The organism is Lysobacter sp. TAB13, assembly GCF_052113885.1.
Taxonomy (GTDB): domain Bacteria; phylum Pseudomonadota; class Gammaproteobacteria; order Xanthomonadales; family Xanthomonadaceae; genus Lysobacter; species Lysobacter gummosus.
Window position 1 is genome coordinate 406,105 of sequence record NZ_JBFRDR010000002.1, and the last position, 18,743, is coordinate 424,847.

The 18,743-nt window shown below is 68.5% G+C and carries 19 protein-coding genes and 1 pseudogene; 8 read left to right on the plus strand and 12 right to left on the minus strand.

Features of this window, described 5'->3' with window-relative positions; translation table 11 throughout:
- Window positions 1–4: 4 nt before the first annotated feature.
- The 6 genes from AB4Y92_RS04465 to ubiK all read right to left on the minus strand — a co-directional run bounded on the left by AB4Y92_RS04465 (window position 5) and on the right by ubiK (window position 4,505).
- A complete protein-coding gene (locus tag AB4Y92_RS04465; RefSeq protein WP_441818560.1) occupies window positions 5–886 on the minus strand; it encodes an alpha/beta fold hydrolase in 882 nt (293 codons plus the stop codon).
- A gap of 4 nt (window positions 887–890) precedes the next feature.
- Window positions 891–1,046: a hypothetical protein gene (locus AB4Y92_RS04470; protein WP_441818561.1), complete on the minus strand. Its 156-nt coding sequence runs from the start codon at window positions 1,044–1,046 to the stop codon at window positions 891–893.
- Between the two features lie 110 nt (window positions 1,047–1,156).
- Complete coding sequence (locus AB4Y92_RS04475; protein ID WP_441818562.1) at window positions 1,157–1,987, minus strand: helix-turn-helix domain-containing protein; 831 nt, start codon at window positions 1,985–1,987, stop codon at window positions 1,157–1,159.
- Between the two features lie 160 nt (window positions 1,988–2,147).
- Window positions 2,148–2,636, minus strand: coding sequence for a hypothetical protein (locus AB4Y92_RS04480; protein WP_441818563.1), 489 nt, complete (start codon window positions 2,634–2,636; stop codon window positions 2,148–2,150).
- 68 nt (window positions 2,637–2,704) lie between these two features.
- Window positions 2,705–4,228, minus strand: coding sequence for a YifB family Mg chelatase-like AAA ATPase (locus AB4Y92_RS04485; protein WP_441818564.1), 1,524 nt, complete (start codon window positions 4,226–4,228; stop codon window positions 2,705–2,707).
- Between the two features lie 10 nt (window positions 4,229–4,238).
- Entirely contained in the window at window positions 4,239–4,505 is a 267-nt protein-coding gene (gene ubiK, locus AB4Y92_RS04490) for a ubiquinone biosynthesis accessory factor UbiK (protein WP_057941359.1), read from the minus strand.
- Between the two features lie 351 nt (window positions 4,506–4,856).
- Between ubiK and AB4Y92_RS04495 the strand changes: the two genes are divergently transcribed.
- On the plus strand, window positions 4,857–5,195 hold the full coding sequence (locus AB4Y92_RS04495; RefSeq protein ID WP_057941360.1) for a P-II family nitrogen regulator: 339 nt from the start codon (window positions 4,857–4,859) through the stop codon (window positions 5,193–5,195).
- A gap of 142 nt (window positions 5,196–5,337) precedes the next feature.
- Here AB4Y92_RS04495 and AB4Y92_RS04500 read toward each other — a convergent pair whose 3' ends face one another.
- The gene (locus AB4Y92_RS04500; RefSeq protein WP_441818565.1) at window positions 5,338–6,243 is read right to left on the minus strand and encodes a LysR substrate-binding domain-containing protein; all 906 of its coding nucleotides are present in this window, start codon (window positions 6,241–6,243) and stop codon (window positions 5,338–5,340) included.
- A gap of 106 nt (window positions 6,244–6,349) precedes the next feature.
- On the opposite strand from AB4Y92_RS04500, the gene AB4Y92_RS04505 reads away from it, so the two are divergent.
- The gene (locus AB4Y92_RS04505) at window positions 6,350–7,420 is read left to right on the plus strand and encodes a YeiH family protein (RefSeq protein WP_441818586.1); all 1,071 of its coding nucleotides are present in this window, start codon (window positions 6,350–6,352) and stop codon (window positions 7,418–7,420) included.
- 261 nt (window positions 7,421–7,681) lie between these two features.
- On the opposite strand, the gene speE is transcribed toward AB4Y92_RS04505, so the two are convergent.
- Entirely contained in the window at window positions 7,682–8,533 is an 852-nt protein-coding gene (gene speE / locus AB4Y92_RS04510) for a polyamine aminopropyltransferase (protein WP_441818566.1), read from the minus strand.
- A 278-nt stretch (window positions 8,534–8,811) separates the two neighbouring features.
- On the opposite strand from speE, the gene speA reads away from it, so the two are divergent.
- The 3 genes from speA (at window position 8,812) to AB4Y92_RS04525 (ending at window position 12,104) form a co-directional block, all read left to right on the plus strand.
- A complete protein-coding gene (gene speA / locus AB4Y92_RS04515) occupies window positions 8,812–10,701 on the plus strand; it encodes an arginine decarboxylase (protein WP_441818567.1) in 1,890 nt (629 codons plus the stop codon).
- 17 nt (window positions 10,702–10,718) lie between these two features.
- Window positions 10,719–10,970 (plus strand): YciI family protein, encoded by a 252-nt coding sequence (locus tag AB4Y92_RS04520; protein WP_057941365.1) that lies wholly within the window; start codon window positions 10,719–10,721, stop codon window positions 10,968–10,970.
- 255 nt (window positions 10,971–11,225) lie between these two features.
- Window positions 11,226–12,104 (plus strand): NAD(P)-dependent oxidoreductase, encoded by an 879-nt coding sequence (locus AB4Y92_RS04525; RefSeq protein ID WP_057941366.1) that lies wholly within the window; start codon window positions 11,226–11,228, stop codon window positions 12,102–12,104.
- 131 nt (window positions 12,105–12,235) lie between these two features.
- On the opposite strand, the gene AB4Y92_RS04530 is transcribed toward AB4Y92_RS04525, so the two are convergent.
- From AB4Y92_RS04530 to radC, 4 genes are all read right to left on the minus strand, one after another.
- Window positions 12,236–12,649, minus strand: a complete 414-nt coding sequence (locus tag AB4Y92_RS04530; RefSeq protein ID WP_441818568.1) for a hypothetical protein — start codon at window positions 12,647–12,649, stop codon at window positions 12,236–12,238.
- A gap of 336 nt (window positions 12,650–12,985) precedes the next feature.
- On the minus strand, window positions 12,986–13,885 hold the full coding sequence (locus AB4Y92_RS04535) for an SPOR domain-containing protein (protein ID WP_441818569.1): 900 nt from the start codon (window positions 13,883–13,885) through the stop codon (window positions 12,986–12,988).
- The gene (gene argS, locus AB4Y92_RS04540) at window positions 13,886–15,574 is read right to left on the minus strand and encodes an arginine--tRNA ligase (protein WP_441818570.1); all 1,689 of its coding nucleotides are present in this window, start codon (window positions 15,572–15,574) and stop codon (window positions 13,886–13,888) included. It lies immediately after the preceding gene.
- A gap of 205 nt (window positions 15,575–15,779) precedes the next feature.
- Window positions 15,780–16,454, minus strand: coding sequence for a RadC family protein (gene radC, locus AB4Y92_RS04545; RefSeq protein ID WP_441818571.1), 675 nt, complete (start codon window positions 16,452–16,454; stop codon window positions 15,780–15,782).
- A gap of 193 nt (window positions 16,455–16,647) precedes the next feature.
- Between radC and coaBC the strand changes: the two are divergent.
- The 3 genes and pseudogenes from coaBC to dut all read left to right on the plus strand — a co-directional run bounded on the left by coaBC (window position 16,648) and on the right by dut (window position 18,691).
- A pseudogene (coaBC, locus tag AB4Y92_RS04550) lies at window positions 16,648–17,864 on the plus strand (bifunctional phosphopantothenoylcysteine decarboxylase/phosphopantothenate--cysteine ligase CoaBC).
- A 28-nt stretch (window positions 17,865–17,892) separates the two neighbouring features.
- Window positions 17,893–18,174, plus strand: coding sequence for a hypothetical protein (locus AB4Y92_RS04555; protein ID WP_057941371.1), 282 nt, complete (start codon window positions 17,893–17,895; stop codon window positions 18,172–18,174).
- A 58-nt stretch (window positions 18,175–18,232) separates the two neighbouring features.
- Window positions 18,233–18,691 (plus strand): dUTP diphosphatase, encoded by a 459-nt coding sequence (dut, locus tag AB4Y92_RS04560; protein WP_441818572.1) that lies wholly within the window; start codon window positions 18,233–18,235, stop codon window positions 18,689–18,691.
- The last annotated feature ends 52 nt before the right edge of the window (window positions 18,692–18,743 follow it).

Sequence of the window (18,743 nt, forward strand, 5' to 3'; positions counted from 1 at the left end):
GCGATCAGGCGCTGGCCAGCCAGTGCTCGCGCAGCAATTCGTTGAACTCGCTCCAGCGTTCTTCCGGGAAGAAGATCCGCGCGCCTTCCAGTTCGATGCGTTTGCGCGTGCCGGCGATCGTCTCGGCCAGCCAATGCGACCACTTCACGTCGAAGAACACATCGTCGGTGCCCCAGGCGATCAGGGTCGGGGCCGTCAGCGCGCGCAACTGCGGTTCGATGCGCAAAGTGTGCGAGGCATCGAACGCGGCTAGGAAACGCTGGAAATCCAGCAGCCGCTGTTCGCTGCGCAGCAACGGGGTCAGGTAGGTATCGATATCCTGATCGCTGACCTGCTCCGGATCCTCGTAGGCCAGGCCCAGCGCCTGCGGCGAACGGTAGACGTTCTTGTCGGCCAGCATCGCTTGCAGTACATCGCGCAGCCCGCCGGCCGCGGCGGTCGCCAGGAACGGCTTGAACGCCTCCGGCGGCCAGTTGTCGTGCGTGTCGCAATTGCTCAGCGCGAAGCTGCGCACGCGCTGCGGATACAGGGCGGCGAAGATCTGCGCGATGCCGCCGCCGCTGTCGTTGCCGATCAGATCGACCCGGTCGATGCCCATCGCGTCGAGAAACTGCGCGAGCATGTGCGCGTTGGCGGTGACCGAGACGTCCTGGTCCGCGGCGATCTCGCTGTCGCCGTGAGCGAGCAGGTCCACGGCGATGCAGCGGCGGATATCGGACAGATGGCGCAGCTGATGCCGCCACAAATGCCCGTTCAACAGCACTCCGTGCACGAACAGGGCGACCGGGCCTTCGCCGCGTTCGCGGTAGGCGATGCGCCCGGAAGGGGTGAGCACGCTGCCGCGGGCGAAGGGCGGAGCGTCGTTTTGATAGCCGCTGCCGTCCATGGTCTTAGCCCTGGTCCGACGCGGTCGCGGAGGCATACGCCTCTTTGAGCTTGACCGCGCATTCATCGCAACACACTTCCACGGCCTTGCCGCCGATCTTGATCTGGAAGGAGTTTTCGTCCAAAGGGCAGTCGCAAGCTGCGCAAGTCTTCTCGGCCATGATGGTTTCTCTGCTGACGCCCGCGATTGGGCGAGCTCAGTAGGCCACCGCCGGGTCCGGGGCGCTGTCAGAAAATTTAGCGATCGCCTTTGGGCCGGCCGGGGCCGCGTTCAGCGGTGCAGGGCGGATTGGCGGAACTCGGTGGGCGAACGGCCGTAGGTCTGCTGGAACGCTGCGCTGAAGTGGCTGTGGCTGGAAAACCCCAGGTCCTGGCTGAGCGCGCTCAGGTCCTCGTACTCGCCTAGCAAATCCAAAGCCCGCGCCAACCGCAAACGCAGTTGGTAGCGATACAACGGCAAGCCTTCCACGCGCTGGAACACCTGGGTGAGATAGACCGGCGATACGCCGACTTCGCCGGCGATCTCGGCCAGCGCCCAGCGCCGCGACAGATTGCTGGCCAGAACCAGCTTGGTGCGTTCCACCAGCCGCTGCTGGCCGACGCTGGAACCGGCCGCGTGCGTGGTGCGCGGGCCGAGCGCGCGCTGCACCAGGGTCAGCGCCAGGCTTTCGCCTTCCAGCCCTTCGGCGACGTTTTCGCGCAGGCTGTGGCGCAGCATCATCACCAGCGCCTGCGCGCGCGGATCGATGCGCAGGCGCGGCTGCTTGAACCGCACCACCTCGCCGTCTTGCAGCAGTTCCTTGGGCGCGAGCTCGCGCAGCATCGATTCTTCCACCGTCAACGCCAAGCTGGCGTCGCCGCCTTCGATCGGGTGACTGATGCGGTACATCTCGCCGGCGTTGAAGAACAACACCTGGCTGGCCTCGGCCACGGTCAGGTTGTCGCCGACGTGGCGCACGTAGACGCCGCGGTACGGAAACACCAACTGGGTGTCGTCGGCGCGCTCTTCCTCGCTCATGTGCCGGCACAGGCCGGGACAATAGACGTCGCGAACGGTGACCGTCGGCGTCTGGAGCAATGTGTGGATGCTGAATTCGGACATGCGCGCCGGTTCGGTGGATGCGACATGACCATGGCCGGCCAGCGGAGCCCGCCGTGGTCGCGGCTGGTGCGGGCAGACTATACGCCTCGCGTGGCGAGCGTTGGCGGCTGGAAACGGGTCCGCCGCGCCGTCGCGATCCGAACCGCGACGGCCTGTGCGTCTACATGGCCCCGGAACAGCCGCCATAGATCTCGCGCACGGGGCCGTCGATGGCGACGATGAAGGCGGATCGGATCAGCGTGGCGCAAGGGCCCATTTCTGTGTGGTAGACGGTCAATCGCCCATCGGCGTAGCGCAGCGAGTACGCCGCTCCGGTCGGATCCGAAAAACCTCTCACCAGGTGGTATCGCTCGCTGTCGGCCAGGGTCGCGGCGGTCGCGGGAAAGTCGGTGTCGAGTTGCAGCTTCGACAGCGCGACGATGGGTGCGACGCGCAAACGCTCCATCGCCCGGGTGAGTTCGTTGTCGTCGACCCGCGCATAGCGGGCCCCGGCGACGTTGTGTGCCGAAGCCCAGGGAAAGTCGGCCGGCTCGGTATCCACCCATTGCGGATCTCTGGCCGCGGGCGGCAGGGCCGGCGGGCCACCGGCGCAAGCCGACAGCAACGCGACCAGTGCAGCGGCGGTCGATAACGTCCTGGTCGAAAACATGCAGTCCTCTCCATGGATGCGGCGATTCTACGACTGCGGACCTGCGATTGCGGGCCTCGGATCCGCGTTTATCGCGCGCCGCTCGTGGCGGCATCATTGCGCCGATAACCGATCGCCTCGGTCAGATGCGCGGTCGTGATCGCCTCGCTGCCGGCCAGATCGGCGATGGTGCGGGCGACGCGCTGGATCCGGTGCATCGAACGCGCCGACAGTTGCAGGGCGTCCACGGCGCGTTCGAGCAGGCCTTGATCGCGCTCGCTGAGCCGGCAGATCGCGGCGGTGCCGGCCTGATCGAGTTGCGCGTTGGTCTTGCCGCTGCGCGCGAACTGGCGCTCGCGCGCAAGCGTCACTCGCGCGCGGATGTCGGCCGAACTTTCGCCGCCGGGTAGATTGGGACGCAAGGCCTGCGGCGGCAGGCGCGGCACGTCGATATGCAGATCGATCCGGTCCAGCAACGGGCCGGAGATGCGCGCGCGGTAACGGCGGATGGCGTCGGTAGCGCAATGACAGCGGCCGCTGGCATCGCCGGCCCAGCCGCATGGGCAGGGATTCATCGCCGCGACCAGTTGGAAGCGCGCCGGGAACTCGGCGCTTCGCGCCGCGCGCGAAACCGTCACGCGCCCGGATTCCAAGGGTTCGCGCAGCACTTCCAGGGCGCGGCGTTCCCATTCGGGCAGCTCATCGAGAAACAGCACGCCCTGGTGCGCGAGCGAGATTTCGCCCGGACGCGGATCGGCGCCGCCGCCGACCAGAGCCACCGCGCTGGCGGTGTGGTGCGGCGCGCGGAACGGACGTTGGCGCCAGCGCGAAGGGTCGAGGCCGCGGCCGTGCGCGGCGCCGCTGACCGAAGCGATCGCGGCGGTTTCCAGCGCTTCGGCTTCGCTGGCTTCGGGTAACAAGCCCGGCAGGCGCGAGGCTAGCAAGGTCTTGCCGCAGCCGGGCGGACCGATCAGCAACAGGTGATGGCCGCCGGCCGCGGCGATTTCCAGCGCGCGCCGCGCCTGCGCCTGGCCGCGCACATCGACCATGTCCGGGCACGGCGCACGCTGCAGTGGGGGCGCGACGGCGAGCGGCAATTCGCTGCGGCCGCACAGCATCGCGCAGACTTCCAGCAAGGTGCGGCCGGTGCGCGCTTCCACTTGGCTGGCCAGCGCGGCCTCGGCGCCGTTGCCGGCCGGGACGATCAGGCGGCGGCCGGCATCGGCGACGGCGAGCGCGGCCGGCAACACGCCGTCGATCGCGCGCAGTTCGCCGGTCAGGCCGAGTTCGCCGAGGAATTCGCAATCGCGCAACGGTTCCAGCGGAATCTGCCCGCTGGCGGCGAGGATGCCGAGCGCGATCGCCAGATCGTAGCGGCCGCCGTCCTTGGGCAGATCGGCCGGCGCCAGATTGACGGTGATGCGGCGCTGCGGGAATTCGTACTGCGCGCATTGGATCGCCGCGCGCACCCGGTCCTTGGCTTCGCGCACCGCCGCTTCCGGCAGGCCGACGATGGACATGCTCGGCAAACCGCCGGCCAGATGCACTTCGACCCGGACCGCGGGCGCACGGACCCCCGATCGCGCACGGCTGTGCACGAGGGCCAGATTCATGCGGGCGGACTCAGTGCTGGGGCGCGGAGGCGTTGTCGAGCTGGGCTTCGAGCTCGGCTACGGTGCGCTGCAGTTCGTCGAGTTTCTCGCGGGTGCGCAGCAGCACCGCGCGCTGGACTTCGAATTCCTCGCGGGTGACCAGGTCGAGCTTGGACAGCCCGGTCTGCAGCACGGACTTGAAGTTCTGCTGCATTTCCTCGCGGCCTTCGCGCAGGCCCGGCGGAAGCAGGGAACTGAGGCGGCGGGCAAGGTCGTCGATATGGTTCAGGTCGATCATGTAGAGAAAGCTCCTCCGGTGTTGGGGTCAGCTTGACCGCCGGACCGGGGCGACGCCGTCGGCCGGGGCCGTGGCGCGCTGTCGGAAAAGTCCGAAGTGGATGACGCGGTCACTACATCACGGCGCCGCCGACGCCGGCAAGCGTTCTGGGCTTCGCACGGCTCGGTACTTCATATGGCGTTGCAAGATCGTCCAACGCCGGCTGCGCAGGCGATGTGAACGCCGCCCGACCGGCGGTCCGCTCAGGTGCGGCAAGCGGCAGGCGGCGGCGCGGCGTACGTGCCGGCTAGGTGGCGGCGGGGCGGCGCGCTATCCTGCGCGCGAATCGACAGGCGGTGCGGAGACAGACGAATGAAGATGGTCATGGCGGTGATCAAGCCGTTCAAGCTCGACGATGTGCGCGAGGCGCTGGCCGAGGCCGGCGTGGCCGGGATCACCGCGACCGAGGTCAAGGGCTTCGGCCGCCAGAAGGGGCACACCGAGTTGTATCGCGGCGCCGAGTACGTGGTCGATTTCCTGCCCAAGATCAAGCTGGAAGTGGCGGTGACCGACGATCTGGTCGATACCGTGGTCGAGGCGATCATGAAGGCGGCCGGCACCGGCAAGATCGGCGATGGCAAGATTTTCGTCTGGGATCTGGAGCGGGCGGTGCGTATTCGTACCGGCGAGCTTGATGGTGATGCGCTGTAAGGATTGAGTGCTGTGGCGAATCATCGCTGGTTGCGGCGCGATGGGATGGTTCGCGGTCGGGGCAGAAGCACCCTCCCACAAAAGATTTCGTGGCTTGCGTTTGGCGTTCGTCTGTTTCATCGCGTAGCGGACTCGCCCGCGCTCAATCCTCTTCATCCAAAAACGCCTGCAGCGCCGGCGAGCGCGGGCGGTTGACCAGTTCCAGCCGGTACAGCGGCCGGGTCAGGGTGTCTTCGTCGCTCAAGGCGATCGCGCGCACGCGCTGCATCAGGATCAGATCGGCGACCACGGTCGCCGGCAACAGGGCGATGCCCGCGCCGGCGGCGACCGCGCGCGCGATCGCTTCGTTGCTGCCGATCTCGATCACCCGCGCCGGCGCGATGCCGCGCGCGGCGAACAGCGATTGCGCGACCTGGCGCGTGCCCGAGCCGTGTTCGCGCAGCAGCCAGGTCTGACGGCCGAGTTCGGCGATCGAGGCGCGGCGCTTGGCGCCCAAGGGGTTGTCGGCCGAAGCGATCAGCCGCAGCGGTTCGCTGCGCCACACGGTCGCGGCGATGCGCGCGTCGGCGACCGCGCCTTCGACGAAGCCGACATCGACCGCGCAGTCGATCACCGCGCGGCTGATTTCCTCCGTGTTGCCGACCACCAGTTCGGTCGCCAGCGCCGCATGCCGGCGCACGAACGGGCCGAGCTGCTGCGGCAGCCAGTACGCGGCGACGGTGGTGCTGGCGCCGATGCGCAGCCGGCCCTGGCGCAGTTCGACCCGGTCGCGCACGTCTTCGATGGCGATGCGCTCCAGGGCGAAGATCGCCCGCGCGTGCTCGAACACCGCGCGGCCGTGGTCGGTCAGGGCGATGCCGCCGGCGCCGCCGCGCACGGCTTTCCCGTCGCTGCCGGTGCGCTCGATCAGCGGCAGGTCCAGTTGGTGTTCGAGTTCGCGCACCGCCTTGGACACCGCCGACTGGCTGACGAACAAGGTGTCGGCCGCGCGCGAGAAGCCTTGTTGCTCGACCACGGTGAGGAATACGCGCAGCAGGTGTAGGTTCATCGTATGAGTCCAGCTCATGGATACTTGAATTATATGTATTGGACTCCCCGGCTGCGCGGGCCTAATTTGCCGGCGCCAAGTCACTAAATGTGTGCCAATGTCCGCCCTGAACCCGATTTCGCCGGCTCCTGCCGCCGCCCCCGCCGCCCGCAGCGCCTACCAGCAGCGCGGGTTCTGGCCCGGGCTGGGCCTGGCGGCGGCGATCGCCGCGGCGGCGATGGGCCTGGCCTCGATGCCGGCGCTGCAGTCGTTCGGGCTCAGCGCGCTGACCCTGGCGATCGTGCTGGGCATCGCGGTCGGCAATACCGTGTTCCCGTCGATCGCCGCGGCCGCCGGCAGTGGCGTGGACTTCAGCAAGAGCACGCTGCTGCGGCTGGGCATCGTGCTGTACGGCTTCCGGGTGACGTTCCAGGAGATCGCCGGAGTCGGCGTCGCCGGGCTGGCGATCGACGTGGTGGTGGTGGCCAGCGTGTTCGGCCTGGCGACCTGGATCGGCACGCGCTGGCTCAAGCTGGACCGCGAGACCTCGATGCTGATCGGCGCCGGCAGCGCGATCTGCGGCGCGGCGGCGGTGATGGCGACCGAGCCGGTGGTGCGCGGGCAGGCGCACAAGGTGTCGGTTGCGGTGGCGACCGTGGTGGTGTTCGGCACGGTCGGCATGTTCGTGTATCCGTGGCTGTATCCGTACCTGGGCCTGAGCGAGCACGCTTACGGCGTGTACGCCGGCTCGACCATTCATGAAGTCGCGCAGGTGGTGGTGGCCGGTCGCGCGATCGGCGAATCGGCGGCCTCGGCGGCGGTGATCGAGAAGATGCTGCGGGTGATGTTGCTGGCGCCGTTCCTGCTGCTGTTGTCTTCGCGCATCGGCGCGGCGGCCGGCGAGGGCGGGGCGAAGTCGAAGATCGTGATTCCGTGGTTCGCGCTGTTGTTTGTGGCGGTCAGCGGGCTCAATTCGCTGCATCTGCTGCCGGCGGCGTGGAAGGCGGCGATTATCCAGATCGATACGGTGCTGCTGGCGATGGCGATGGCCGCGCTGGGGCTGCGCACGCATGTGGGGGCGATCAAGCAGGCCGGGGCGAAGCCTATGGTGCTGGCGGCGATTTTGTTCTGCGTGCTGACGGTGGGCGGGTATGCGCTTAATGTCGGGGCGGCGAGGTTGTTTGGTTCCTCGATGTAAGGCCGCACCGCATAAATTCGCCCCCTTTGAAAAAGGGGGCTGGCGCTTGCGAAAGCCGGGGTGGCGATGAAGCGGCTGCGCCGGGGGATTGGCTGGCGCTCGCGGGGATCTTGGTGAAGCAAAAGCAAATCCCCCTGGCCCCCCTTTTTCAAAGGGGGGAACCCGTTGGGGCAGGGTGGCGAGGGGTTGGGAGTGATCGGCTTCGGCAATAAAAAAGCCCCGCGATTGCGGGGCTTTTTGTTAGGCATGGCGAGCGAGGATTTACTCGCCCAGCGCCTGCGCCACGAACGCCGGCGTCGACAGCGCGCCGTGGTGAATGCCGGCGTTGTAGTACTTGCTGTCGAAGCGCTTGCCCTTGGCATCGGCTTCGCGGAATTCGAAACCGCCGGCCTTGCGCGCCAGGGTGCAGCTCCACCAGCCGGTCGGGTAGCACGGCTGCGGGAACGGCAGGGTCTTGAAGGTGGCAAAGCCGGCCTTGCCCATCTCGCCGCGCATTTCCTGGATCAGCTTGAGCAGCATCAGCGGCGACTCGGACTGCTGGACCAGGATGCCGTCCTCGCGCAGGGCGCGGAAGCAGCTTTCGTAGAAGGACTTGTTGAACAGGCCCTCGGCCGGGCCGACCGGGTCGGTGGAATCGACGATGACGATGTCCACGCTGCCGGCCGGACGGTTGGCCATATAGGCGATGCCGTCGTCGAACAACAGCTGCGCGCGCGGGTCGTTGTTGCGGTCGCACAGCTCCGGGAACCACTTCTCGGCCATGCGCGTGACTTGTTCGTCGATGTCGCACTGCACCGCCTCGACCACGCCGTCGTGCTTGAGCACTTCGCGCAAGGTGCCGCAATCGCCGCCGCCGATGATGACCACGTTCTTGGGCGCGGCGTGGGTGAACAGCGCCGGGTGCGACATCATCTCGTGATAGAGGAAGTTGTCGCGCGTGGTCAGCATCACCGCGCCGTCGATCAGCATCAGATTGCCCCAGTCGGTCGTCTCGAAGATCTCGATCTTCTGGAACGGCGACTGCACCTCATCGAGCTTGCGGGTGATGCGATAGCCGATGGACGAACCGGTGGGTTCGAAGTTCTCGTAGTGCCACTTAGCATCAACAGTCATGCGCTTGCTCCTTCGAAGCGATATCGCTGGGTCGGCCAGCCTGGGGTGAGGGCGCGGGCGGGCCCGGCCGGCGGGGCCCGGCGAGGGCCGGGCTTGGGGCGCGGATTGTAGCGGACGCATATGAACACACGTCGCGCGATGGGCCCGGAAGCGCCCGGTTTTGCCGATCCGGCCGCCAAGCCGTGCAACGCCGCCGGCGACGGCCGCCGCCGCCGGCCCCCGCGGCGGACGCGGCCTGTAGAATGCGCCTTCCCCACACTTTTCCGGAAAACGCGCCGATGTCCGACTGGTCGCTCGATCAGGCCCGCAAGACCTATTCGATCCCGCATTGGTCCGAGGGCTACTTCGATATCGACAACGCCGGCCGCATCGTGGTCAAGCCGCGCGGCGAGCGCGGCCCGACCGTGGCCCTGCCCGAGGTCGTGGACGCGGCCCGCGCGCAAGGCGCCAAGCTGCCGATGCTGGTGCGTTTCCCGGACATCCTCGGCGACCGCCTGGGCAACCTGCAGAGCGCGTTCGCCCAGGCCATGCGCGACTGGGATTACGCCGGCGGCTACACCGCGGTGTATCCGATCAAGGTCAACCAGCACCACGGCGTGGCCGGCACCCTGGCCTCGCACGCCGGCGACGGGTTCGGCCTGGAAGCGGGCAGCAAGCCCGAGCTGATGGCGGTGCTGGCGCTGAGCCGGCCGGGCGGGCTGATCGTCTGCAACGGCTACAAGGACCGCGAATACATCCGCCTGGCCCTGATCGGGCGCAAGCTGGGCATGGAAACCTACATCGTCGTCGAGAAGCCCTCGGAACTGCAGTTGGTGTTCGAGGAAGCCCGCGCGCTCGGGGTCAAGCCCGGCCTGGGCGTGCGCATGCGGCTGGCCTCGCTGGGCGCCGGCAAGTGGCAGAACAGCGGCGGCGACAAGGCCAAGTTCGGCCTCAGCCCGCGCCAGGTGCTGGACCTGTGGAAGCAACTGCGCGACAGCGGCCTGCAGGATTGCCTGGGCCTGCTGCATTTCCACATGGGCTCGCAGATTTCCAACGTGCGCGACATCGCCAACGGCATGCGCGAGGCCACCCGCTATTTCATCGAACTGTCCAAGCTCGGCGCCAACGTGCGCTACATGGACGTCGGCGGCGGCCTGGGCATCGATTACGAAGGCACCCGTTCGCGCAGCTATTGCTCGATCAACTACGGCGTCAACCAGTACGCGTCGAACATCGTCCAGCCGCTGGCCGAGGCCTGCCAGGAATACGGCCTGACGCCGCCGCGCATCGTCACCGAATGCGGCCGCGCGATGACCGCGCACCACGCGGTGCTGGTGGCCAACGTGTCGGAGATCGAGGAAGCGCCGGAAGGCCGCGTGCCGCCCTCGCACGAGGACGAGCCGGCGGTGATCCGCCATCTGCGCGAGATCCACGACGAACTGGATCTGCGTCCGGCGGTGGAGCTGTTCCACGAAGCCCAGCACCATCACGGCGAAGGCCTGTCGCTGTACGCGCTGGGCCAGATCGACCTGACCCATCGCGCCCGCATCGACGATCTGTTCTACGCCATCGCGCACGCGGTGCGCGCGCGCCTGGACGTGGGCGAGAAGAGCCATCGCGATCTGCTCGACGAACTCAACGAGCGTCTGGTCGATAAGTACTTCGTCAATTTCAGTGTGTTCGAATCCATGCCCGATGTATGGGCGATCGATCAGGTGTTCCCGATCGCGCCGATCGAGCGCTTGAACGAGGTGCCCGACCGCCGCGGCGTGATCGCCGATCTGACCTGCGATTCCGACGGCAAGATCGACACCTACGTGGAAACCGAAGGCCTGGACAGCTCGCTGCCGCTGCATGCGCTCAAGCCCGGCGAAAGCTACCGGCTGGGCTTTTTCCTGGTCGGCGCGTATCAGGAAATCCTCGGCGACATCCACAACCTGTTCGGCGACACCGATGCGGTGGAAGTGCGCGTGGACGGCGACGGCTATCGTCTGGCCCAGCAGCGCCGCGGCGATACCACCGACGTCATGCTCGATTACGTCGGCTACAAGCTGGCCGATCTGCGCGAGGCTTATCGCTCCAAGGTCGCCGCGGCGGACCTGCCGGCCGATGAGGCGCAGCGCCTGGAAGACGCGTTGGAAACTGGTCTGACCGGCTACACCTACCTCAGCGACGCGCCGCTGGCCTGAGCCGGGATACGGGACTTATGAATCGCTATTTGGTCATGGCCATGCGCCTGCCGCAGTTCGACACCGATCAGATCGGGCCGCACCGCGAGTTCCTCGACGCGCTGCGCGAGCAGGGTCGGCTGGAGCTGGCCGGCGGCTTCGCCGACAAGAGCGGCGGCGCCTACGTGCTGCGCGCCAGCGACCTGGAACAGGCGCGGGTGCTGGCGTTCGGCGATCCGCTGCACCTCACGGGTTCATCGCGGATCGACGTGTACGAATGGCTGGCGTGAGCGGCCATTGAGGCCGCCGGGCGCGAACCGGCTCACGCGGCCGGCGCGGCGACGTTCCTGGAACGTAGCGGCGGGGCGTCCAGGGGCGTTGGATAAACAGGGGTTTCAAGGTCGCGGACGGGCGCAGGCCCGGGTCCGCGCATCGGACTGGTCGCGACGATGCGGCGCGGTTCGCGGTATTCGGCGCGCGTCAGGCGCGGCGATGCCGCATCATGCTTGGGTAACACTTAGCGCCCGGATGGGCAGAAGGTCGAAATGAAAGCAGGGGTAATCGGTCTGGGAGCGATGGGCGTGCCGATGGCGCGTTACGTGCATGCCAAAGGGGTGCTGACCGCGGTCGGCAACCGGACCCAGGCCAAGGCCGACGCGCTGGCGTCGGAACTGGAAGTGCGCGCGGCGCGTTCGGCGGCCAACTTCGCCGATTGCGACGTGGTGATCCTGTGCGTGTCGCTCGACGCGGACGTGCTGGAGAACGTGGCGGCGCTGGCTGAGGTGCTCAAGCCCGGCGCGATCGTGGTCGATCACTCCACCGTCTCGATCGAAACCGCGCGCCGCGCGGCGGCGATGCTGGCCGCGCACAACATCGGTTTTCTCGACGCGCCGGTCTCCGGCGGCGTGGAAGGCGCGCGCAACGGCAAGCTGTCGATCATGGTCGGCGGCGATGAGGCGCAGCTCGAACGCGTGCACGACATCATCGGCAGCTACGCCGCGCGCATCACCCACATGGGCATCACCGGCGCCGGCCAGGCGACCAAGGCGATCAACCAGATCCTGGTCGCGGGCATCAACGAAGCGGTGTGCGAAGGGCTGGCGCTGGGCGAGAAGCTCGGCCTGGAACCCGAGCGCCTGCTGCCGACGCTGATGGCCGGCGCGGCCAGCAACTGGTTCCTGGAAAAGCGCGGCGCGACGATGCTGCGCGACGAGTTCGCGCCCGGCTTCAAGTGCCTGCACATGCTCAAGGATTTGCGCATCGTCCAGGGCATCGCCCGCGACAGCGGCATCCGCACCAACACCATCGATCAGGCCGTGGCCGATTACTTCGAGCTGATCGAGCGCGGCTTCGGCGAGTCCGATACCTCGGCCCTGATCGCGCTCAAGCGGGCGCGCGCGACGGTGGAGAGCGACGCGGCGTAAGCCGCGGGACACTGCAGGCGCGGGCCGAACGCCGCGCGCGGTTTCGCCGACACGACAACGGCGGCATCTCGATGAGATGCCGCCGTTTTTATTTTGCAGGCCGGCATGCCGCGAAAGGGCTTTGCGCCGTCTCAGCGCATCGACAAGCCGTCGCGGCGGCGCGCCAGACGCTCGCCGAGCAGGGCGCCGCCGAACGCCGCGGCCAGGGTCAGTACGATCGCGACCGCGTTGTACTTGAGCGCGCCGGCCATCGAGCGCATCGGCAGGGGACTGTCGGGCAGGGCCATCGACACGACGGTGAACAGGGTCAGCGTCCACATCGCCACCATCAGCAGCAGCGCGACCCAGCGGAAGTGGGCGTGACGCGCGATCGCGCCGCCCAGGCCCATCGCCACCAAGGCCGCGAATACGTCGATCGCCGGGATCGGGCCGAAACCGGTGTTGATCGCCTGACGGGCGTCCAGACCGAACAACTTGGTGCAGATTCCGAACAGCAACAACATGCCTGCCGCGCTCAGGCAGCCCAGAAGAATGCGCTTGTCCATCCCATCCCCAACGACTTCTATCAGCGGGCGAAGTCTAAAGGCTGGCCGCTTGCGCGCAGGGTGACCGTCGTCGCGCTGTCGCTGGGCGCGGCGCCGGAAGGCGGCCGCGCGCCGACGCACGGTTGCGGGCGATCGACACTACGGGTTGCGATCCGCGCGGCCCGGTCGAGCGGATCGGCGAGGGTGCCGGCGGGTGTAGCGGCATGTCGCGGCCGGCCGCTGGATGACGTGTTCTTCGCTCCCGCGGATGTCCGCGCCCGAGCCGTAAAAACAAACAGGCCGGGCTTGCGACCCGGCCTGTAGTTTCGTCTTGGCATGACGCGAACGGCGCCGGGCTTACTGCACCTTGATCGCCATTCCCGGCAGTCCGCCGTCGGCGAGCTTGCGCTTGGCATCGGCGAGATCGCCGGCGGTGCCGTAGGGCCCCATGCGCACGCGGTAGACCGTCTTGCCGCTGATCTGCGCCGATTCCACCCGCGCGCCCAGGCCGAGCATGGCGATCTTGGCCTTCATTTCCTCGGCCTGACCGGAGGCCTGGAAGGCGCCGGCCTGGAGCAGGTAACGGGTGTTGTCGCTGGCGGCGGCCGGTGCGGCGGCGCTCGCGGTGGTGGCGCTGGCGCTCGTCGCGGCGGCCGGGGCCGGGCCCTGGGTCGCGACCACGGCCGGCGGCTTGGGCGTGACCGAACTCGGCGGCGTCGCGCTGGCGACCTGGGCCGGCGGCTGCGCCGGGGGCGCGATGGTATCGACCGGCTTGGGCAGGCTGACCGTGGCCGGCGCCGTGGCTGGCGTCGCCGCGGCGGTCTGCGGGTTCTTGCGCAGTTGCGCGGCGCGGCGCTGTTCCTCGGCGGCCTCGGTGGCGGCGAGTTCGGCGTCGCTCATCTCGACTTCCTTGCCCGGCAGCAGGGTGTAGAAGTCGTAGCCGGAGCTTTCCTTGCCGTTCTTGCCGGCCTTGGCCTGCTTGGGATCGGCCGCGTCCGCGTGCGAGGCCGGCTTGGCGCCGCTGTTGCCCTCCGGCGCGACCGATTCCTCGTCGGCGGTGACCGCCGCCGGTTGCGCGTCGGGATTGGGCTGCGGACGGAAGAAGCCGTCGCCGCCGTCGGATTTGAGGAACTTCGGGGCGACCAGGATCACCACGACTCCCAGCAGCAGTCCGAGCACGCCCCAGGCCCAGCCGGGCAGGCTTTCGTTGCTCTGGGTATTGCGCTTGGCTTGCGATTTTCCGCGTCGTGCTGCCACTTACATCACCTCCGGGGCGTGGACGCCCAATAGCTCCAGACCGTTCGCCAGGACCTGGCGGGTCGCCATCGCCAGCACCAGGCGCGCGTGGCGCACGGGGGCGTCGTCGACCAGGAACTGGTGGTCGTTGTAATACGTCTGGAAGGTCTGCGCCAACTCCAGCAGGTAAACCGCGATCTGGTGCGGCTCCAGGTCGCGTCCGGCGGCCGCGACCACGTCCGGGAAGCGCAGCACGGTCACGATCAGCTCGTGCGCGGCGACGTCGTTCAGGTCCAGCGGCTGCGCCAGCCCGTCGGCCTGATCGTAGGACAGCCCGCGCTCGGCCAGCTGGCGGCTCAGGCCGTGCATGCGCGCATGCGAGACCTGGACGTAATAGACCGGATTGTCCATCGACTGCGAACGGGCGAGGTCGATGTCGAAGGTCAGCTGCGAATCGGGCTTGCGCGCGATCAGGAACCAGCGCACCGCGTCGCGGCCGGTTTCGTCGATGAGGTCGCGCAGGGTCAGGTAACTGCCGGCGCGCTTGGACAGCTTCACTTCCTCGCCGCCGCGCATCACCGTGACCATCTGGTGCAGCACGTACTCCGGCCAGCCCGGCGGGATGCCGATGTCCAGCGCCTGCAGGCCGGCGCGCACGCGCGCGAGCGAGCCGTGGTGATCCGAGCCCAGTTCGGTGATCGCGCGCTCGTAGCCGCGCTGCCACTTGCTCAGGTGATAGGCCACGTCCGGCACGAAGTAGGTGTAGGTGCCGTCGGACTTGCGCATGACGCGGTCTTTGTCGTCGCCGAAGTCGGTCGAACGCAGCCACAGCGCGCCGCCTTCCTCGTAGGTGTGGCCGTGGGCGATCAGCTCGCGCACGGTTTCCTCGACCTTGTCCTGCTCATACAGCGAGCTTTCCAGGAAGTAGATGTCGAAACTCACGCCGTAGGCGGCCAGGTCCTCGTTCTGCTCGCGGCGCAGATAGGCCACGGCGAACTGGCGGATCGCATCGAGATCGTCGATGTCGCCCTTGCCGGTGACGGCGTGGTTTTCGAATTCGACCGTGGCGCCGTCGAGATAGGCGCGGGCGACGTCGGCGATGTAGTCGCCGTTGTAGGCGTTCTCCGGCCAGCCTTCGTCGCCCGGCGCGAGGCCGCGCGCGCGCAGCTGGGTGGAGATGGCCAGATTGTTGATCTGCACGCCGGCGTCGTTGTAGTAGAACTCGCGCATCACGTCCCAGCCGTTGGCGTCGAGCACGCGCGCGATGCAGTCGCCGATCACCGCCGCGCGGCCGTGGCCGACGTGCAGCGGGCCGGTCGGATTGGCCGAGACGTATTCCACGCCGGCGCGATGACCCGCGCCGCTGCCGTTGCGGCCGTAGTTGGCGCCGCGGGCGAAGACTTCGCCGAGCTGGCGGCGCCAGGCGCCTTCGTCGATATAGAAGTTGATGAAGCCCGGGCCGGCGATCTCGACCTTGGCGATGTCGGCGCTGGCCGGCAGCGCGTCGAGCAGCTTCTGCGCGATCTCGCGCGGATTGCTGCGCGCCGGCTTGGCCAGCAGCATCGCGGCGTTGGTCGAGAAGTCGCCCTGCCCACGGTTCTTGGGGCGCTCGATCACGTAATCGGGCGTCGGAAGGTCGGCCGGGACGGTGCCGGCGGCGCGCAGGGCGTCGATGGCCTGCGCGACTAGCGCATTTAGGGTGGCTTTCACGGGGGATGCGTTTTCGCAGGGCGTTACGGAACCGGGCATTTTACTTGGTTTCCGGGCGATTGCGCGGCGCCGCGCCGGGGCTGGGGCGGGCGGGTTTTTCGACGATCGGGCCGGGGGTGGGGCGAGGAAAGAGTTCAGAGGAGTGAGTAGAGCCCGCCCCACCGCTTTTCACTCACTCCTCACTCTTCTGCACTCTTTCCTCGCCTCACAGCCAGCCCCGCGCCGCCATCGACACAGGCTTGCCGTCGCCGACCACGAAATGGTCGAGCAGGCGGATCTCCACCAGGGCCAGCGCCTGCTTGAGGCGCTGGGTCACTTCGCGATCCTCGCGGCTGGGCTCGGCGTTGCCGCTGGGGTGGTTGTGACCAACGATCACCGCCGCGGCGTTGCGCTGCAGCGCGCGCCGCAGCACCTCGCGCGGGTGCACCTCGGCGCCGCTGAGGGTGCCCTGGAACATTTCCTCGAAGCCGATCACGCGATGGCGGTTGTTGAGGAACATCGCCGCGAACACCTCGTGCGGCAGGCCGCGCAGGCGCTGGGCGAAATAGCGGCCGGCGGCTTCCGGGTCGGTCAGCGCGGTGCCGCGTTCCAGCTCCGCCAACTGGCAGCGCGCGGCCAGCTCCAGCGCCGACTTGAGCGTGCAGGCGCGGGCCGCGCCGATGCCGCGCATGCGCATCAGCTTGGCCGGCGGTTGCTCCAGCAACTCGCGCAGCGGGCCGTGCTCGGCCAGCAGTTGCCGCGCGGTGCCGACCGCGTCGTGGCCGCGCAGGCCGGAGCCCAGGATCAGCGCCAGCAGTTCGGCGTCCGACAGCGAGCCGGCGCCATGGGCGAGGAGTTTTTCGCGCGGCCGCTCCGCGCTGGGCCATTCGTGGATTCTCATGGCCGCATCGTGCAAGCGCGGGCGGCACGGGCGGAATCGGGAGCGGGCGGCCCATCGGGTAAGCTAGTGGCCCGAGCGGGTGTAGGGATTTGCCGGGCGCCGTCGCGATCGCATCACGCGCCGCGCCGGACCCTGCGGCGGCAGGCGACGACCCGCACCCGGCACACCAAGCAACCAGCGAGCCCGGCCGAACATGGCGCAAGACTCAACCCAGCCGCTGCACGCCCAACGCATCTTGCTGTGCGTCTGCGGCGGCATCGCCGCCTACAAGGCCGCCGATCTGGTGCGCCGCCTGCAGGACGCCGGCGCCCAGGTGCGCGTGGCGATGACCGAAAACGCGACCCGCTTCGTCGGCGCGGCGACCTTCCAGGCGCTGTCCGGGCAGCCGGTGCGCACCTCGCTGTGGGACGAAGCCGCGGAACTGGCGATGGGCCATATCGAACTGGCGCGCTGGGCGCAGCGGATTTTGATCGCGCCGGCCACCGCCGACATGATCGCCAAACTCGCGCACGGTTTCGCCGACGATCTGATCAGCACCCTGTGTCTGGCCTCCGAGGCGCCGGTGACGATCGCCCCGGCCATGAACCACCGCATGTGGGGCCATCCGGCCACCCAGGCCAATGTCGCCACGCTGCGCAGCCGCGGGGTCAGTTTCCTCGGCCCGGGCGAGGGCCGCATGGCCGAACCCGAATCCGGGCCCGGGCGTCTGCTGGAGCCGCTGGATATCGTCGCCGCGCTCGCGCAGGTGAACCCGTGAGCGGCGCCAGCCTCGCCGGCCGACGCATCGTCGTCAGCGCCGGGCCGACCTTCGAAGACATCGATCCGGTGCGCTTCATCGGCAATCGCAGCAGCGGCAAGATGGGCTTCGCGGTCGCCGAAGCCGCGGCGCGCCGCGGCGCGCAGGTCGTCCTGGTCGCCGGTCCCGTGTCGCTGCAAACGCCGCCGGGCGTGCAGCGTGTGGACGTGCGTTCGGCGCGGCAGATGCGCGAAGCGGTGATCGCGGCATTGCCGGCGGATGTCTATGTCGGCGCGGCGGCGGTGGCCGATTACGCGCCGGCGGTGATCGCGCCGGGCAAGATCAAGAAGAAGGAAGAGCAGCTCACCCTGGCGCTGGTGCGCACGCCCGACATCCTGGCCGAGGTCGCCGTGCACGAACGCCGCCCGACCGTGGTGGTCGGTTTCGCCGCCGAGACCCACGACGTGGAGTTCTACGCGCGCGGCAAGCTGGAGAAAAAGCGCGTGGACATGATCGCCGCCAACCGCGTCGGCGTGTCCGGCAGCGGCTTCGAAAGCGACGACAACGCGCTGACCGTGTACTGGGCCGGCGGCGAGCGCGCGCTCGGTCCGGGGCCCAAGACCGAACTGGCCGACCAGTTGCTCGACCTGATCCTGACACGTTGGCCGGCCTGATGGCCGGACCTTTCGATCGAGCCCGCCGATGAAGATCTTCGTCACCACCGACGACGTGCTCGACGCCGTCCACGCCGTCATTCGCGACGGCTTCGTCGCCGTGCAGGGGCCCAAGGGCCCGGCGAAGACCTATTGCCATCGGGTCGTGCGCGCGCTGCACCGGCACGACAAGGTGTTGCCGGCGATCGGCTTCGAGAGCGCGCCCAACCGCGGCTCGGTCTATGTGGTGTACGACGTCAATCGGTTCATGGCCGGCGAGGCCGAGCTCAGGCAGCAGATCGTGGCGCTGGACGCCGCCGCGCCGGGCTGAGTCGTCGTCGCGCCGCCGCGCTTTGAATTCTTTCGTCTCTTTGGACCCGTTCGATCCGATGAACCACACCCTGGAACTGAAAATCCTCGATCCGCGCTTCGGCGGTGAGTGGCCGTTGCCGAGCTACGCCACCGCGGCCAGCGCCGGCCTGGACCTGCGCGCGGCGCTCGACGAGTCGCTGCTGCTGGCGCCGGGCGATGCCGCGCTGGTGCCCTCGGGCCTGGCGATCCATCTGGGCGATCCGACCTTGTGCGCGGTGATCCTGCCGCGTTCGGGCCTGGGTCACAAACACGGCATCGTGCTGGGCAACGGCACCGGCCTGATCGACGCCGACTACCAGGGCCCGCTGCTGATCAGCGTGTGGAATCGCGGCCGCGAGGCTTTTACGATCCAGCCCGGCGATCGCATCGCGCAGCTGATGGTGCTGCCGATCGTGCGCGCGAGCCTGCAGGTGGTCGATGAGTTCCAGGCCAGCGAGCGCGGCGAGGGCGGCTTCGGCCATACCGGCGTACGCTGATCGCCGGCCGTTGGCCGGACGGCCCGTGGGGAGGCGGCTGGCACGCATCGTG

Excerpts from the sequence above, each read along its gene's own strand:
- AB4Y92_RS04465 (WP_441818560.1), bottom strand. The coding sequence starts at position 886 with ATGGACGGCAGCGGCTATCAAAACGACGCTCCGCCCTTCGCCCGCGGC.
- AB4Y92_RS04470 (WP_441818561.1), bottom strand. The coding sequence starts at position 1,046 with ATGGCCGAGAAGACTTGCGCAGCTTGCGACTGCCCTTTGGACGAAAAC.
- AB4Y92_RS04475 (WP_441818562.1), bottom strand. The coding sequence starts at position 1,987 with ATGTCCGAATTCAGCATCCACACATTGCTCCAGACGCCGACGGTCACC.
- AB4Y92_RS04480 (WP_441818563.1), bottom strand. The coding sequence starts at position 2,636 with ATGTTTTCGACCAGGACGTTATCGACCGCCGCTGCACTGGTCGCGTTG.
- AB4Y92_RS04485 (WP_441818564.1), bottom strand. The coding sequence starts at position 4,228 with ATGAATCTGGCCCTCGTGCACAGCCGTGCGCGATCGGGGGTCCGTGCG.
- ubiK (WP_057941359.1), bottom strand. The coding sequence starts at position 4,505 with ATGATCGACCTGAACCATATCGACGACCTTGCCCGCCGCCTCAGTTCC.
- AB4Y92_RS04495 (WP_057941360.1), top strand. The coding sequence starts at position 4,857 with ATGAAGATGGTCATGGCGGTGATCAAGCCGTTCAAGCTCGACGATGTG.
- AB4Y92_RS04500 (WP_441818565.1), bottom strand. The coding sequence starts at position 6,243 with ATGAACCTACACCTGCTGCGCGTATTCCTCACCGTGGTCGAGCAACAA.
- speE (WP_441818566.1), bottom strand. The coding sequence starts at position 8,533 with ATGACTGTTGATGCTAAGTGGCACTACGAGAACTTCGAACCCACCGGT.
- speA (WP_441818567.1), top strand. The coding sequence starts at position 8,812 with ATGTCCGACTGGTCGCTCGATCAGGCCCGCAAGACCTATTCGATCCCG.
- AB4Y92_RS04520 (WP_057941365.1), top strand. The coding sequence starts at position 10,719 with ATGAATCGCTATTTGGTCATGGCCATGCGCCTGCCGCAGTTCGACACC.
- AB4Y92_RS04525 (WP_057941366.1), top strand. The coding sequence starts at position 11,226 with ATGAAAGCAGGGGTAATCGGTCTGGGAGCGATGGGCGTGCCGATGGCG.
- AB4Y92_RS04530 (WP_441818568.1), bottom strand. The coding sequence starts at position 12,649 with ATGGACAAGCGCATTCTTCTGGGCTGCCTGAGCGCGGCAGGCATGTTG.
- radC (WP_441818571.1), bottom strand. The coding sequence starts at position 16,454 with ATGAGAATCCACGAATGGCCCAGCGCGGAGCGGCCGCGCGAAAAACTC.
- AB4Y92_RS04555 (WP_057941371.1), top strand. The coding sequence starts at position 17,893 with ATGAAGATCTTCGTCACCACCGACGACGTGCTCGACGCCGTCCACGCC.
- dut (WP_441818572.1), top strand. The coding sequence starts at position 18,233 with ATGAACCACACCCTGGAACTGAAAATCCTCGATCCGCGCTTCGGCGGT.